At 72.3% G+C, this 15,379-nt stretch carries 14 protein-coding genes; 9 read left to right on the plus strand and 5 right to left on the minus strand.

Annotation, left to right across the window (positions count from 1 at the left end; translation table 11 throughout):
* Positions 1 to 68: 68 nt before the first annotated feature.
* Entirely contained in the window at positions 69 to 1,937 is a 1,869-nt protein-coding gene (gene typA / locus AB0B57_RS16285; RefSeq protein WP_357069758.1) for a translational GTPase TypA, read from the minus strand.
* A 134-nt stretch (positions 1,938 to 2,071) separates the two neighbouring features.
* On the opposite strand from typA, the gene AB0B57_RS16290 reads away from it, so the two are divergent.
* Positions 2,072 to 3,490 (plus strand): DedA family protein, encoded by a 1,419-nt coding sequence (locus tag AB0B57_RS16290; protein WP_357069760.1) that lies wholly within the window; start codon positions 2,072 to 2,074, stop codon positions 3,488 to 3,490.
* A 33-nt stretch (positions 3,491 to 3,523) separates the two neighbouring features.
* The gene (locus AB0B57_RS16295) at positions 3,524 to 4,405 is read left to right on the plus strand and encodes a lytic transglycosylase domain-containing protein (protein ID WP_357069762.1); all 882 of its coding nucleotides are present in this window, start codon (positions 3,524 to 3,526) and stop codon (positions 4,403 to 4,405) included.
* Between the two features lie 45 nt (positions 4,406 to 4,450).
* Here the strand turns inward: AB0B57_RS16295 and AB0B57_RS16300 are convergent, their stop codons facing one another.
* Positions 4,451 to 6,577: an MMPL family transporter gene (locus AB0B57_RS16300; RefSeq protein ID WP_357069764.1), complete on the minus strand. Its 2,127-nt coding sequence runs from the start codon at positions 6,575 to 6,577 to the stop codon at positions 4,451 to 4,453.
* Between the two features lie 124 nt (positions 6,578 to 6,701).
* Between AB0B57_RS16300 and AB0B57_RS16305 the strand changes: the two genes are divergently transcribed.
* The 5 genes from AB0B57_RS16305 to AB0B57_RS16325 all read left to right on the plus strand — a co-directional run bounded on the left by AB0B57_RS16305 (position 6,702) and on the right by AB0B57_RS16325 (position 11,910).
* Positions 6,702 to 7,217, plus strand: coding sequence for a MarR family transcriptional regulator (locus AB0B57_RS16305; RefSeq protein ID WP_357069934.1), 516 nt, complete (start codon positions 6,702 to 6,704; stop codon positions 7,215 to 7,217).
* 3 nt (positions 7,218 to 7,220) lie between these two features.
* Positions 7,221 to 8,888, plus strand: coding sequence for a CocE/NonD family hydrolase (locus AB0B57_RS16310; protein ID WP_357069766.1), 1,668 nt, complete (start codon positions 7,221 to 7,223; stop codon positions 8,886 to 8,888).
* A 175-nt stretch (positions 8,889 to 9,063) separates the two neighbouring features.
* Positions 9,064 to 9,945 (plus strand): hypothetical protein, encoded by an 882-nt coding sequence (locus AB0B57_RS16315; RefSeq protein WP_357069768.1) that lies wholly within the window; start codon positions 9,064 to 9,066, stop codon positions 9,943 to 9,945.
* 112 nt (positions 9,946 to 10,057) lie between these two features.
* Positions 10,058 to 10,633 (plus strand): metalloregulator ArsR/SmtB family transcription factor, encoded by a 576-nt coding sequence (locus AB0B57_RS16320; protein ID WP_357069770.1) that lies wholly within the window; start codon positions 10,058 to 10,060, stop codon positions 10,631 to 10,633.
* Positions 10,630 to 11,910: an MFS transporter gene (locus tag AB0B57_RS16325; protein ID WP_357069772.1), complete on the plus strand. Its 1,281-nt coding sequence runs from the start codon at positions 10,630 to 10,632 to the stop codon at positions 11,908 to 11,910. Before AB0B57_RS16320 ends, AB0B57_RS16325 begins: the two co-directional genes overlap by 4 nt.
* Before the next feature lie 48 nt (positions 11,911 to 11,958).
* Here AB0B57_RS16325 and AB0B57_RS16330 read toward each other — a convergent pair whose 3' ends face one another.
* The gene (locus AB0B57_RS16330) at positions 11,959 to 12,162 is read right to left on the minus strand and encodes a cold-shock protein (RefSeq protein ID WP_007462771.1); all 204 of its coding nucleotides are present in this window, start codon (positions 12,160 to 12,162) and stop codon (positions 11,959 to 11,961) included.
* Between the two features lie 181 nt (positions 12,163 to 12,343).
* Between AB0B57_RS16330 and AB0B57_RS16335 the strand changes: the two genes are divergently transcribed.
* The gene (locus tag AB0B57_RS16335) at positions 12,344 to 13,039 is read left to right on the plus strand and encodes a 50S ribosomal protein L11 methyltransferase (protein ID WP_357069936.1); all 696 of its coding nucleotides are present in this window, start codon (positions 12,344 to 12,346) and stop codon (positions 13,037 to 13,039) included.
* A gap of 101 nt (positions 13,040 to 13,140) precedes the next feature.
* Positions 13,141 to 13,749, plus strand: a complete 609-nt coding sequence (locus AB0B57_RS16340) for a VTT domain-containing protein (protein ID WP_357069775.1) — start codon at positions 13,141 to 13,143, stop codon at positions 13,747 to 13,749.
* Between the two features lie 250 nt (positions 13,750 to 13,999).
* Here the strand turns inward: AB0B57_RS16340 and AB0B57_RS16345 are convergent, their stop codons facing one another.
* Positions 14,000 to 14,653, minus strand: a complete 654-nt coding sequence (locus tag AB0B57_RS16345) for an MBL fold metallo-hydrolase (protein ID WP_357069777.1) — start codon at positions 14,651 to 14,653, stop codon at positions 14,000 to 14,002.
* A 7-nt stretch (positions 14,654 to 14,660) separates the two neighbouring features.
* Positions 14,661 to 15,377 carry a maleylpyruvate isomerase family mycothiol-dependent enzyme gene (locus tag AB0B57_RS16350; RefSeq protein ID WP_357069779.1) on the minus strand — a complete coding sequence of 239 codons (717 nt, stop codon included), beginning with the start codon at positions 15,375 to 15,377 and terminating at the stop codon, positions 14,661 to 14,663.
* Between the last annotated feature and the right edge of the window lie 2 nt (positions 15,378 to 15,379).

The raw sequence follows: 15,379 nt of genomic DNA on the forward strand, positions 1-15,379 counted from the left end.
CCCGCCGGAAACGCGCGGGCGCGTCGACCGCAAGCGGTCGACGCGCCCGGTGTCGGGTGCTGGTGCGCTCAGCCGGCGTGCTTGCGGCGGGCGGCGGCGCGGCCCCGCTGCTGCTGGTCGAGCACCACCTTGCGGATGCGCACGGCGGTCGGGGTGACCTCGACGCACTCGTCCTCGCGGCAGAACTCCAGGGCCTGCTCCAGCGAGAGCTTGCGCGGCGGGATCAGCTTCTCGGTCTCGTCGGAGGTCGAGGCCCGCATGTTGGTGAGCTTCTTCTCCTTGGTGATGTTGACGTCCATGTCGTCGGAGCGGGAGTTCTCGCCGACGATCATGCCCTCGTACACCTCGGTGGTCGGGTCGACGAAGAGCTGACCGCGCTCCTGCAGGTTGATCATCGCGAAGGCGGTGACCGCACCGGACCGGTCGGCGACGAGCGAACCGTTGTTGCGGGTGCGCAGCTCGCCGAACCACGGCTCGTACGACTCGAAGACGTGGTGCAGGATGCCGGTGCCCCGGGTGTCGGTGAGGAACTCGGTGCGGAAGCCGATCAGGCCGCGCGCCGGGACCAGCCACTCCATCCGGATCCAGCCGGTGCCGTGGTTGACCAGTTGCTCCATCCGACCCTTACGGGTGGCGAGGAGTTGGGTGATCGCGCCCAGGTATTCCTCCGGGGCGTCGATGGTCAGCCGCTCGACCGGCTCGCAGGTCTTGCCGTCGATCTCGCGGGTGACCACCTGCGGCTTGCCGACGGTCAGCTCGTAGCTCTCCCGGCGCATCTGCTCGACCAGGATGGCCAGCGCCAGCTCACCGCGGCCCTGCACCTCCCAGGCGTCCGGCCGCTCGGTGGGCAGCACCCGCAGCGACACGTTGCCGATCAGCTCCTTGTCGAGCCGGTCCTTGACCATCCGCGCGGTGACCTTGGAGCCCTTGACCCGGCCGACCAGCGGCGAGGTGTTGGTGCCGATGGTCATCGAGATGGCCGGCTCGTCGACGGTGATCAGCGGCAGCGGGACCGGGTTCTCAAGGTCGGCGAGGGTCTCACCGATCATGATCTCCGGGATGCCGGCGACGGCGATGATGTCGCCCGGGCCGGCGGTCTCGGCCGACGTGCGCTCCAGGCCCTGGGTCATCAGCATCTCGGAGATGCGGACCCGCTGGGTGCTGCCGTCGGTGCGGCACCAGGTCACCGTCTGACCCTTGTTGATGGTGCCCTGGCGGACCCGGCACAGCGCCAGCCGGCCGAGGAACGGGGAGGCGTCCAGGTTGGTGACGTGCGCCTGCAACGGCGCGCCGTCCTCGTACGAGGGTGCCGGAATGGTGTCCAGCAGGGTGCGGAACAGCGGTTCCAGGGAGGTGCTGTCCTCCGGCACGGAACCGTCGGCGGGCTGGGTCAGCGAGGCGATGCCGTCGCGGGCGCAGGCGTAGACGATCGGGAAGTCGATCTGCTCCTCGTCGGCGTCCAGGTCGAGGAAGAGCTCGTAGGTGTCGTCCACGACCTCCTTGATCCGGGCGTCGGGGCGGTCCACCTTGTTGATCACCAGGATGATCGGCATCCGGGCCCGCAGCGCCTTGCGCAGCACGAAGCGGGTCTGCGGCAGGGGGCCCTCGCTGGCATCGACGAGCAGCACCACGCCGTCGACCATGGTCAGGCCGCGCTCCACCTCACCACCGAAGTCGGCGTGGCCGGGGGTGTCGATGATGTTGATGGTGACCGGGTCGGAGCCGTCCGCCGGCAGGTAGCGCACGCCGGTGTTCTTGGCCAGGATCGTGATGCCCTTTTCCCGCTCCAGGTCACCCGAGTCCATCACCCGCTCGGTGTTCTCGCCCCGGGCGCCGTACGCCCCGGCCTGCCGCAACATGGCGTCGACCAGGGTGGTCTTGCCGTGGTCGACGTGAGCGATGATGGCGACGTTGCGGAGGTCGGTGCGAAGCTGCATACCCTCTATCCTTCCGCCTGCGCTCGCGCAGGCCGCGTCGGGGTCACCCCCCAGGGGCCCCTGATCTATGGTGAAACTGCTGTCCCGGTCGTTCCCCCGGCTGGCATGCTGACTCCCGTGTTCCGGGGGCCTGAGTGCACGACCTGCTGACCTGGGTGCAGAGTCTGCCCGCCCTGTGGATCTACCTGGTCGCCGCGCTGATCGTGGCGGGCGAGACCGCGGTGATCTTCGGCCTGCTCGTGCCGGGTGAGGCTACCCTGCTGCTCGTCGGCTTCCTCACCTACAACGGTACCTTGCGGCTCGGGCCGGCGTTGCTCGCGATGATCGTCGCCGCCGTCGTCGGTGATGGGCTGGCCTTTCGCGCCGGACGGCGCTACGGGCCCCGGCTGCGCGCCGGGCTGGGCCACCGGGTCGGCCCCGCGCGCTGGGCCAGGGCCGATGCCATGCTCGCCCGGCTCGGTGGTCGGGGTGTGTTCGCCGCCCGGTGGGTGGCGTTCGCCCGCACCCTGGTGCCCCGGCTGGCCGGTGCGGCCGGCATGCCGTACCGGCGGTTCGCACCGTGGAACCTGGCCGGGGTGATGACCTGGGTGGGCGGGTCGGTCCTGCTCGGTCACCTCGCCGGTGAGTCGTACGACACGGTCTCCCGGCTGCTCGGCCGGGCCACCGGGGTGGCGCTGCTGCTGCTGGCCGGCCTGGTGGGGGTGGTGCTCGTCGGCCGGTGGCTGGGTCGCAACCCGGACCCGGTCCGCGCGCTGCTGTCCCGGGCGGGTGCGCTGCCCCCGGTGCGCTGGCTCACCGCCCGCTACGGGGTGCTGTTCTTCCTGGTGGCCATGCGGATCGGGCCGGCCTGGACGCTGCTGCTCAATCTGGCCGCGGGGCTCCTGCTGCTGTTCGCCGCCGGGCTCGCCATCGCCGGCCTGCTCGCGGTGGCCATCCGCAACAGCGGGTTGGCCGCGCTGGACGACGCCATCGCGGGGTGGTTCGCCGCCCGGCGTACCCCGGACGCCGCCGACGCCACGATGCTCGTGGTGTCCGTGCTCCGAGGGTCGGTGTTGATCGCCCTGGTGGGGCTGGTGGCCGCGGTGCTGGCGTGGCGCAACCGGCCCTGGCGTGCGGACCTGCTCAGCGTGGTCGGCACGGTGGGTGCGTTCGTGCCGCTGGTGGTGCTGGCCGTGGCCGCCGAGGTGACAGGTGCGCACGGCACGGCGCCGGGCGTCACCGAGGTGGCCTCGCTCTCCACCCAGAACGCGGTTGTCGCGGCGAGTTTCTGCACCCTGGCCTGGCTGGTGTCGCGCAGTTCACGCTGGCCGGTGGCGGTGGCCGTGTGGACGGCCGCCGCCGCGGGGATGCTCGGCATCGGCGGTGCACGGCTCTACCTCGGCCTGGACACGGCCAGCGGCACCGCCGCGGCGGTGCTGCTCGGGGTGCTCTGGACTGTCGTGTTCATGGTCGCCTGGGCCACCCGGGACCGGGCGGTGGGCGACCTTGAGCAGCCGGACGACCAGGCCCGGACGCCGCCGCAGGGGCACCGCCGACCGGTCGAACCTTGCTAGGGTCTGTGTCGGTCACACGGGGGAGGCACCGAGATGGTTCGATGGACCGATCGGTTGGGCGCGGTGCTGCTCGCCGGGGTGCTGTTGTCGGGCACGCTGGTCGGGTGCGCCACCGAGGCGGAGGGCCCGCGCGATCAGACCGGCCCGGTCGCGCTCGCCGACGCGCCGTTGGACGCCCCCACCGACGAGGCCACCGCGGAGCCGAGCCCGTCGGTGAGCGCCGTGGAGTCGATGGGTGCCGCGCCGAGTCGTCGCGCGTCGGCGTCCCCGTCCCCGAAGCCGAAGAAGAAGCCGACCCGCACGGCGCCGAAGCCACTCGCGGTGGCGAAGCCGCCCACCGAGACCATGGTCCCGCCGGCCCCGCCGAAGCCGGCGCCGAGTTCCTGCAAGCCGACCTACCAGGGTGCCCAGGCGGCCCGGGCCGAGGTGAAGGCGGCGCTGACCGACGCGGCGGGCCGTTCCTACTGGCCGGTCTCCGCACCGGACATCACGGTGCCGCTCAACCTGCTCAAGGCCACCGCGTGGCAGGAGAGTGGCTGGCAGTCCAACATCCACGCCTGCGACGGCGGTGTGGGGTTGATGCAGGTGATGCCGGCCACGGCGACCTGGATGAACCAGCGGTTCGAGCAGAGCTACCAGATCGACGACTACCGGGACAACGCCAGCCTCGGTGCCACCTACCTGGCCTGGGCCACCAAGTACATCGGCGACATGTACTTCGAGTCCGACTTCCGCCTCGACCCGGCCCTGTGCACCGCCGAGTTGAATTCCTGCCTGCTCAACGCGGTCATCGCCGCGTACAACGTCGGGCACGGCGCGGTGGCGCGGGAGGGTGCGCCCCTGGCCATCCCCAACCCGTCGTACGTGCGCAACGTGCGGGCGCTGATGACCGAGTGCGTCTGCCTGGACTACTGACCCGGGCGGGGGCCGCGCCGGTGTCGCCGTCACGGCCCCCGCCGGTCAGTCGCGAGCGGCTACCGACTCCGGCGACACCGCGGTGTGCGCCGGGCGCTGCGGTGTGAGCCGGCCGGGCCACCAGAAGCGGTCTCCGAGCAGAAACGCCAGCGCCGGCACCAGGACCGTGCGGACCAGCAGGGTGTCCAGCAGGACGCCGATGCAGACGATGATGCCGATCTGGGTCAGCGTGATCAGTGGCAGCACGCCGAGTACGGCGAAGACCGCGGCGAGCAGCACTCCGGCGCTGGTGATCACCCCGCCGGTGACCCGCAGGGCGGACAGCATCCCGTCGCGGGTGCCCGCACCGCGCGCGTCCTCCCGGGCCCGGGTGACCAGGAAGATGTTGTAGTCCACCCCGAGCGCCACCAGGAACACGAAGGCGAGCAGCAGCACACCGCTGTCCAGCGCGGGGAAGCCCAGCACGTGGTCGAAGAGCAGCCAGGCCGCGCCGAGGCTGGCGAAGAACGACGCGATCACGGTGAGCACCAGCAACACCGGTGCGAGCAGGCCGCGCAGCAGCAGCACGAGCACCCCGGCGACCAGCAACAGGATGATCGGCAGGATGAGTCGTAGGTCACGGTCGTTGGCCTCGTCGGAGTCGTACGTGGCGGCCACGGACCCACCCACGAGCGCCCCGGACGGCGCGTCGGCGCCGGTGGCGGCCGGGGGAGCGGAGTCGGGAACGGCGGCCACCGCGTCGCGCAGCGCCTCGATCGCGCGGTCCGAGGCGGTGGTGCCGGGTTCGGCGTCCAGGACCACGTCGACCTGGGCGACGGCGTCGCCGGCGGCACCGGGGCGGGCCGAGGCGACGCCGGGCACCGCGGTGGCGGCGTCGGTGACCGCCCGCACCGCCGCCGGGGTGGTGAGCACTGCGACAGGCTGGGTGCTGCCGGCGGGGAAGGCCCTGGCCAGGGTCTGTGCCCCGGTCACCGCCTCGGGTTCGGCCCGGAACTGTTCGGTCTCGGACAGGCCGGTGCGGATGCCGAGCCCACCCAGTGCCAGGCCGCCGAGCAGCACTGTGGCAAGCGTCGCGACCACCACCGGGCGGCGTCGCACGGCGGCGCCGAGTCGACCCCAGAGCCGGCCCTCGCGCACCGGGCCGCCGACGCGGGGGACGAACGGCCAGAACAGGCCGCGCCCGAAGAGCACCAACACGGCGGGGAGCACGAACAACGCCGAGAGCATGGCGAAGACCACACCGGTGGCGCAGGCCACGGCGAGGGCCCGGTTGGTCTCCTGCTCGCTGAGCAGCAGGGTGAGGACGCCGAGCACCACCGTGCCGCCGCTGGCCAGGATCGGCTCGGCGGTGCGGCGCAGCGCGGCGCGCATCGCCGCGTACCGGTCCTGGGCGCGGCGCAACTCCTCCCGGTAGCGGGCGATGAGCAGCAGCGCGTAGTCGGTGGCGGCGCCGAAGACCAGCACGCTGGCGATGCCGGTGACCTGGCCCTGCTGGAGGTGGATGCCGACGGCCGGCACGATGACGTCCACCGCGCGCAGGGTGAGCTGCTCGGTCGCGGCCACCACGACCAGCGGCACGATCCACAGGAACGGGCTGCGGTAGGTGATCAGCAGCAGTACCGCGACCACGGCGGCGGTCACCGCGAGCAGGGTGACGTCGGCGCCGTCGAACACCGAGGAGAGGTCGGCGGTGAACGCCGGGGCGCCGGTCACCTCGGCGGTCAGCCCGCCGGGCAGGTCCGCCAGGGCGGCGCGCAGCTGGGTCACCGTGTTCGTGACGGCCTCCTGCCCGCCGGCGGTGTCCAGCGGCACGGCGACGAGGGCCACCGCGCCGTCCGGGGCGAGCTGGGCCGGGCTGACCTGCCCGCCCACCGCGAAGCGGCGCAGGTCGTCGGCGCGGGCGCCGACGGTGGCCCGGTCGGCCTCGCTCAGCGCGCCGCCGTCGCCGCGGCTGACCACCACGATGGCCGGCTGCACGTCGCTGGACGGCAACTGGTCCTGCAGGCGCTGCACCTGGGTCGACTGCCACCGCACGGACAGGCCGGTGGCGGAGACCGGTGCCGGGTTGTCCGGCCGGGGCGTGCCGAAGACGGCCGCGCCGACGACGATCGCGGCGGCCACGGTGAGCCAGGCGGCCAGCCGGCCGCGGGCAACTCTGGTGAACAGGGACATCAGGGTGACCTCAAGGTCCTTCGGAAGCCAAGTATCTTGATGGCCGAGATTATCCGGGGCTGTTCTATGCTGCAACCCGGGAGACCGACGACGGGAAGAGCAGCGCGAGGTGGCGACTCACGGCATGTACCGACGGCGCGACACGCGCCGCGAGCAGCTGGTCGCCGAGATCACCAACAACCTCCGGCGGTACGCGGTGGACGCCCAACACGTCGGCCACGCCTTCGCCAACCTGCACGGCCTCAACCCGACCGACCTCCAGGCACTGATCGCGGTGATGGACGCCGAGCTGCTCGGTGACCCGATCACCCCGGGCCGCCTCGGCGAACAGCTCAACCTCTCCTCCGGCTCGGTCACCGCCCTGGTCGACCGGCTGGAGCGGGCCGGTCACATCCGCCGGGACCGGGACACCGCCGACCGCCGCAAGGTGCTGCTGCACTACGCCGACCAGGGTGCCGCCCTGGCCATGGAGTTCTTCCAGCCGCTGGGCGCGCGTACCGACACGGTGATGGCCCGCTTCGGCGAGGACGAGCTGGAGGTGGTGCACCGGTTCATGGCGGAGATGAGCGAGTCGCTGCGGGGGCACCGGGACGCGGTGCGCGCCGCCCGGCCCGAGTCGCCCCGCCGGCCGACGGGCTGAGCGGTGCCCGACCGGCTCGTCTCCCGTCTCGCCGGCGTCGTGCTGCGGTTGCCACCGACCCGCCCCGCTCCGGTGCGGGTCACCCGCGACATCCCGGTCCGGGCCCGCGACGGTGTGGTGTTGCGCACCGATCACTACGCCCCGGGCGTGCGGGACGCGCCGACCGTACTGATCCGCACCCCGTACGGGCGGGGTGGACCGCTGCGGCTGCTCGGCCGGTTGCTCGCCGCGCGGGGCCGACACGCGGTGATCCAGGCCTGCCGCGGCACCGGCGGGTCCGGTGGGACCTTCGCCCCGCTCGTGCACGAGCGCGACGACGGGGTGGACACCCTGGACTGGCTGCGCCGCCAACCCTGGTGGGCCGGCCAACTCGGCATGTTCGGGGTCAGCTACCAGGGTTTCGCGCAGTGGGCGCTGGCCGCCGACGCCGGTGCCGAGCTGCGCGCGATGGTCGCGGTGGTGACCGCCTCGGCCACCCGGGACTCGACGTACGCGGGGGAGTCCTTCGCCCTGGACACCGTGCTGACCTGGGCGGAGCTGCTGCACGCGCAGACCGTGCCGTGGCTGGCCCGGCAGTGGGAGCTCAAGCGTGGCCAGCCCCGGCTTGCCGCCGCGCTCGCGCACCTGCCGTTGGCCGACGCCGACCGGGTGGCCACCGGCGTGACCATCCCGTTCTTCCAGGAGTGGCTGCGCCACCACACCCCGGAGGCGGCGTACTGGCGCGAGCGCGTCTTCGCCGACCGGGTCGCCCGGGTGCGGGCGCCGGTGCTCATGGTCACCGGTTGGCACGACATCTTCCTGCCCGCCCAACTCGACGACCACGCCACCCTGCGTGCCGCCGGCGCACGACCGCGCCTGGTGATCGGCCCCTGGACACACGGCAGCCCCGGGCTGTTCGTGGGCGCCCTGCGGGAGGGGCTGGCCTGGCTGGACGAGCACCTGCTGGCCGCTACGTCGACCGGCGGGCGGTCGCGCCGAGCCGCGTCCGCCCCGGTCCGGCTGCACGTGGGTGGTTCCGGCGGCGGCTGGCGGGACCTGCCGGACTGGCCCCCGCCGGCCACCGACACCGCCTGGCACCTGCATCCGGGCGGTGAGCTGGCGCTGCGCCCCCCGGTCGCGTCGGCACCTGACGAGTTCCGGTACGACCCGACCGACCCCACCCCCTCGCGGGGCGGGCCGCTGCTGGTCGCCCAGCAGGCCGGCCCGGTGGACAACCGGCCGGTCGAGGCCCGCCCCGACGTGCTGACCTACACCAGCGCCCCGCTGACCGGGCCGGTCGAGGTGATCGGCCCGGTACGCGCCGAGATCCACGTCCACAGCGAACTGCCGTACCTGGACGTCTTCGTGCGACTGTGCGATGTGGAACCGCGCGGTCGCTCGTGGAACGTGTGCGACGGCCTGGTGCGGGTGACCCCCGAGCGTTTCCCCGCCGACGCGTCCGGCGCGCTGCGGGTCCCGGTGGCGCTCTGGCCGACCGCGTACCGGTTCGCGGCCGGACACCGGCTGCGGGTGCAGGTCGCCGGCGGCGCCCATCCGCGATGGGCGCGCAACCCGGGCACCGGCGAACCCCTCGGTACGGCGGTCACGCTGCGTGCCGGCTGGCGGCAGATTCTGCACGACCCGGCTTACCCCTCCGCGGTGCTTCTGCCGATCATCCACTCTGGTCGGTGATCTCCCAATCAGAAATAAAGTCGCTCTGACCTGGGCATTCATGTATTGATGGGGTTATGGTTGGGTCATCGCCCGGCGCCACGCACGAGTTAGGCCGGGCCCTACCTGAAGCCCGCACCGTGCACACACGGTGTGACATCGCTTCTGGTTCCCGTACTTCCTGAGAGGGGGGCCGATGACCCGCGCCCCGTCCAATCTGTTAGCTGTCCGCAGCCTGCTCCTCGCCCACCTCAACATCGACCCGAACACCGATCGTGCCGCAGACCTCGAGCCGGCGGAGGTCGGCATCGTCGGGGATCCCGCCCACCGGGGCGGTTACCACTGCGGATCGGACCGGCTGGACAGCAACGACTACTCGGTGGCGGAGTCACCCCGGGACAGGGCCGGCCTGACCCTCGACGCGGCGGCGCTCGACGTCGGCGGAATCGAGGTCCGCTCCGGTGGTCGGACGCACACCCTGGCCAGTTTCTCGCTCTGGTGCGTGGGGCAGTGTGCGGCGAACGCGGCCGACGCCCGGGACATCCGCGAGATCATCTACAGCCCCGACGGCTCGACGGTGAAGCGGTGGGACCGCCTCGGCAAACGCACCACCGGCGACAGCTCACACCGCTGGCACACCCACTTCAGCTTCTTTCGCGACGCGACCAAGGCGGGCCGCGACCAGCGGCCGTTGTTCCGTCGCTACCTGAGCTCCATCGGACTCCTGGAGGAGATCGACATGACCCCCGAAGAACACACCTGGCTGGCAACCGTCCACAAGAACATCACAGTGCTCGACGGCCGCAACCCGATCGGGCAGATCTACACCCGGATGGCGGAGGGCCGCGACGACACCGGAGCCTCGGTGACCGGTCACCCGAACCTCAAGAGCCTGGGTGCGCAGTTGACCGCGCTCCAGGCGGCGCTGACCATCTTCTCCGGCCGGGACTTCACCGACGAGCCGGCGGTGATCCAGGGCGTGCTGGCCGGGCTGACGCCGGAGAAGATCGCGGCGGCCATTCCGCCCACCATCGCCAAACAGGTCGCCGACGAGCTGTCCCGCCGGTTGGTCGCCTGAGCGGAGGGGCGGCCCGTAGCCGCCGGGCCGCCCCTCTCCGCTGCCCCATCCGCAACGACTGTTGTGCAATAGGTATTGCGCAACAGTCGTTGTCGATGCCATGGTGGGGGGCATGGACAACTCCGATGTGCGCCAGGTCACCGACTCGCGGGTGCTGGCCGCGATGGCCCATCCGCTGCGTCGCCGGCTGATGGACGTGCTCAAGGTGCACGGGTCCTCGACCGTCGGCCTGCTCGCCGAGCGCACCGGCCAGGCGCCGGCGAACGTCAGCCACCACCTCAAGGTCCTCGCCGCCGCGGACCTGGTCACCGAGGCCCCCGAGTTGGCCCGCGACCGGCGCGAGCGGTGGTGGCGGCTCGTCACCCGAGCTGTGCGCTGGACCAGCAGCGACTTCGACGCCGACCCGGCCGCCCGGGCAGTCGCGGACGCCGCCATCTCGCTCAACCTGGACCGGCACGTCGCCCTGGCCCGAGCCTGGCACGCCGCCGACGACGCGGCGCAGGCGACCTGGCACGACGGCCCGTTCTCCACGGACAAGTGGTTGCACCTCACCCCCGACGAGCTGGCCGAGCTGAGCCGCGAAATGGTCGCGCTGCTGGACCGCTGGGCCGACCGCTCGATCCCCGACGACGGCCACGAACGGCAGCCCGTGTTCGTGTTCGCGCACGGAATTCCGGCCCGGCCGTGACCGCGCCCGCCCGTACCGACCCGGGGCCGGTCCGCCCGCCCGGCGGGCTGCTGCGGCATCGGGACTTCCGGCTGCTCTGGGCCGGTCAGGCCGTCAGCAGCGTCGGCAGCAACGTCACCACCGTCGCACTGCCGCTGGTCGCGGTCGCCGTGCTCGACGCCGGCACCTTCCAGGTGGCGGTGCTCACCGCCGCTGCCTGGCTGCCCTGGCTGCTGATCGGCCTGCCGGCCGGCGCGTGGGTGGACCGGCTGCCCCGTCGGTCGGTGATGGTGGTGTGCGACCTGTTCTGCGCGTTGGCGTTCCTCAGCATCCCACTGGCCGCCGTGCTGGGCCGGCTCACCGTGGCGCACCTGCTGGTGGTCGCCCTCAGCGCCGGCGCCGCGCGGGTCTTCTTCGAGACCGCCGACCAGGTGTACCTGCCGGTGGTGCTGCGACCCGAGCAACTGCCGGAGGGCAATGCGAAGCTCCAGGCGACCCAGACCCTCAGCTACGTCGTCGGCCCCGGCCTCGCCGGCCTGATCGCCCAGCTCACCGGCGCCGTCGCCGCGCTGGTGCTGGACGCGCTCACGTTCCTGGCCTCCGCGATCTTCCTGCTGCGGATCCGCACCGTCGAACCACGCGCACGCCGGGCGGACCGGTCCCGTTCCCTGCGCCGGGACATCGCCGAGGGGCTGCGTTTCGTCATCCGCGACCCGTACCTGCGGGTGCTGACGGTCTTCGGCGCGGCCTGCAACATCGGACTGATCGGCTACCAGGCCGTGCTGGTGGTCTTCCTGGTCCGGGAGCTTCGGCTCGAACCGGGCCTGGTGGGCGCGTTGGTCGCGGTGATGAGCGCCGGAGGGATCGTCGGAGCGCTGCTGGCCACCACCCTGGGCCGCCGCTGCGGCACCGCGCGGGCAGTGCTGATCGCTGGGTTGCTCGCCGGCCCGCCAGCCCTGCTCATCCCGCTCGCCGCACCGGGCATCGGGCTGGTCTGGCCGGCCCTCGGCGGGGTGCTGATCGGCCTCGGCGTGGCCATCGGCAACGTCGTCAAGGGTGCCTTCCGGCAGACCTACACGCCGCACCACCTGCTCGGCCGGGTGACGGTGAGCGTGCACCTGCTCAACTACGGCACGATGCCGTTGGCGGCCGTGCTGGCCGGAGCCCTCGGCGCACGCTACGGCCCCAAGACAGCGATATTCGTGATGACCGCCTGGTTGGCGCTCACCCCGTTGATCCTGTTGATCGGACCGATCCGGAGGCGGCGGGACCTGCCCGCCGCCCCGGCGGCGTCTTGAGTGCGCTGCGACGGCGGCCGGAGACCGGCCGCCGTCACCGGCACGGAGCTACATCGGGCGGACGTTGTCCGCCTGCGGACCCTTCTGCCCCTGGGTCACCTCGAACTCGACCTTCTGGCCCTCGTTGAGCTCCCGGTAGCCGCTCGAGGCGATGGCGGAGTAGTGGACGAACACGTCCGGCCCTCCACCGTCCTGCTCGATGAAACCGAAGCCCTTTTCCGAGTTGAACCACTTAACCGTGCCGGTTGCCATGCATCTCTCCCTGTTCAAAGCGGCTGACCCTCGGCCTCTGGCCGATGATCGCCCGTACCTGTCCGACAGTAACGGGCAAAACCCGGATCCGCTGGCCGAAGTGCCGTAGGTCTTCGTGTGAAGTCGGGTGAACTCTGCGCGCCGGCACGCGAAACCTGCCCCGACCACCCGCCGCTGGGGCATGCTTGCGCCGATGAAGGGTGCCGCAGCCGACGCGCTGACCGAGCTGGAGCGCGAGATCGACGCGCCCGGCAACGGCCTGGACCGGCTCCGGCTGGTGCCCACCCCGTTCGTTCCCGAGGTGCGGCTGCACCTGGCCGAGGACGCGATCGTCTGGTGGGCCCGGATGGAGGCCGCCGTCGGGCATCCCCTGCCGGCCCCGTACTGGGCGTCCGCCTGGGCCGGCGGCCAGGCCCTGGCCCGCCACCTCCTGGACCACCCGGAGTTGGCCGCCGGTCGTCGGGTGCTCGACCTCGCCTCCGGCTCGGGGCTGGTGGCCATCGCCGCCGCGCTGGCCGGTGCCGCGGAAGTGGTCGCCAACGACATCGACCCGTACGCCGTCGCCGCCGTCACCCTCAACGCCCGGGCCAACCGCGTCGTCGTCGACGTCTTCGGGGACGACCTGCTCGACGACACCAACTCGGAGGCCGACCTGGTGGTCGCCGGGGACGTCTTCTACGACCGTGTGATGGCCGACCGGATGCTGCCCTTCCTGCAGAGGGCCGCCGCCAGGGGCGCCGACGTGTTGGTCGGTGACCCCGACCGGGGGCACCTGCCGGCGGACCGCCTGGCGGTCCTGGCCGACTACCCGGTGCCCACCACCGAACCCTCGGTGGACTCGTCGCTACGCCGGGTGCGGGTGCTGCGACCCGTCTGAGTGCGGACGCCACCTCAGGGACGACCCCGAGACCGATACCAGGGGGCCCTGGGGGCTGGAACCCGATGTCCGAAGTGGTGTCACGGCCATAGCGTGGTGACATGACGCAATGGCTGGCCCAGATCGGCGACCTGCCCATCCTGCTGCTGATGGGTGCGCTCGGGCTCGTCATGCTCTTCGACGCCGTACCCCTGCTGGGTGTCCTGGTCCCCGGCGACGTGGCGATCCTCGCCGCCGTCGGGGTGGGTCGCCCGACCACCGGGCTCGCGACCTTCGCCGCGGTGCTGGTCGGCTGCCTGGCCGGCTGGTCGCTGAGTTTCGTGATCGGCCGCCGCTACTCCGAGCGGTTGCGACACAGCCGGATCGGCGGCTGGATCGGCGAGCCGCGCTGGACCGCGGCCGAGGGAATCCTGCGTCGCGGCGGCGGTCGGATGATGGTCGTCGCGCCGTTCCTGCCCGTGTTCAACGCGCTGCTGCCGCTGGCCGCCGGCGGGCTACGGATGTCGTACCGCCGATTCCTCGGCTGCGCGACGCTGGGCGCCGCCGCCTGGGCCGGCCTCTACCTCGCGCTCGGCACCGCATCCCGATCGCTGGCCGGGCTGCTGCCGGGGGACCCCAGCCCACTGCTGGTGACCATGGGGGTCGGGATGGTGCTGGCCTCCGTCGTGCTGCTGGGGGCACGGCGGCGGCTGTTCGCTGTTGCTGGCTGAGGGTGGGGTGGGGCCGGGTTGCGGTGTCGGCCGGGTTGCGGTGTGGGGCCGGTTGCGGTGGGGGCGGGGGCCTGCCGTGCCCGGCTCCGGGCGGTCAGGCTTGATCCCTGCGCCGGGCACGGCAGGCCCCCGCCCCGTCGGGGTTGCGGCTCGTCCGGTGGTGCCGCGCCACACCTGGGGTTGAGAGATCTTCAGGGTGAACGGTCGGCGTTTGGTTCTTTTTGTGTGTGTGGGTGGGTGGGGTGGTTGGTTACCAGCCTCTTGCTTTCCACTGGGGGAGGGCTGGGCGTTCCGCTCCCAGCGTGCTGTCCTTGCCGTGGCCGGGGTAGAACCAGGTGTCGTCCGGGAGTTTGTCGAACAGCTTGTGCTCGACGTCGTCGATCAGCGCGGCGAAGCGCTCCGGGTCCTTGTCCGTGTTTCCAATACCACCTGGGAAAAGACTGTCGCCAGTCCAGAGGTGCGGGGTGCCGGCCGGGTCGCGGTAGAGCAGTGCGATCGAGCCCGGGGTGTGGCCCTTGATGTGGATGACCTCCAACGCGCAGTCGCCGACCTGCACCGTGTCGCCGTCGGCGAGACGCTCCGCCTCGATCGGCAGCCCGTCCGCGTCGTCGGCGTGCACCAGTGCCCGCGCGCCGGTCTTGGCGACCACCTCCTCCAGCGCCACCCAGTGGTCCATGTGCTGGTGGGTCGTCACCACGGCGGTGAGCCCGCCGTCGCCGATCAGCTCCAGCAGTCGGGGGGCCTCGTTGGCGGCGTCGATCAGCACCTGGTCACCGGTGCCGGTGCAGCGCAGCAGGTAGGCGTTGTTGTCCATCGGGCCCACCGACAGCTTGCTGATGGTGAGCCCGTCCAGCTCACGTACCGCCGGCGCGCCGCCGTGGGTGACGTCTCCGCTGTATGTCATGACGTTTCTAGATCCATTCCGGTGGAGTAGGCAGGGGGCCGTCGGGAGTGACGGAGAGCGTGCCGCCGTCGGCACGGCCGATCAGCCAGGCGGCGAGGTCGGGGGCGGGACCGGCGACGATCGGGGCGCCGACGCGGTCCCCGATCACCACCTCGTGCTCGCTGCCGTCCAGGCGCAGCACCAACGCGGGCGGTGTCGGACCGGCCGCGTGATGGCTGGCCGCCTCGCGCAGTAACCGGTGGGTGAACGTCTCCGACCAGTCGGCGGCGCCGTAGTCGGCGGCCAGGTCGAGGTGATGCACCTCGATCTCGCGCAGGCGACCCCAGACGAGCAGCACGGCCGGCCACGGGCCCAGCCGCGCCTGCACCGTCGCCGCCCAGGCCTCGGCCGGCATCGCCGCGACCGCCTCGGCGAACAGGTCCGCGGTACGCCGCAGGTCGTCCAGGTGCTCCGCGGTCGGCCGGACCGAGCCGGTCTCGATGTCCGCGTTGCGGGCCTCCAGCGAGGCGTACATCGGCAGTGCCGCGCCGGTACGGGCCGCCGTGAGCAGGTTGACGAGGCCGTCGGCGTTGCGCGCCACATGCGCCAGCACGTGGCCGCGCGTCCAGCCGGGCAGCAGCGATGCGCCGGCCAGGTCCGCGGCGTCGAAAGACGCTGCGGTACGCAGGAGTCGGCTGGTGGCCGCGTCCACCTCGCCCATCAGTAGGAGCGGATCCGTGGTCACCC

This window comes from Micromonospora sp. NPDC049101, assembly GCF_040648675.1.
Classification (GTDB): Bacteria; Actinomycetota; Actinomycetes; order Mycobacteriales; family Micromonosporaceae; genus Micromonospora.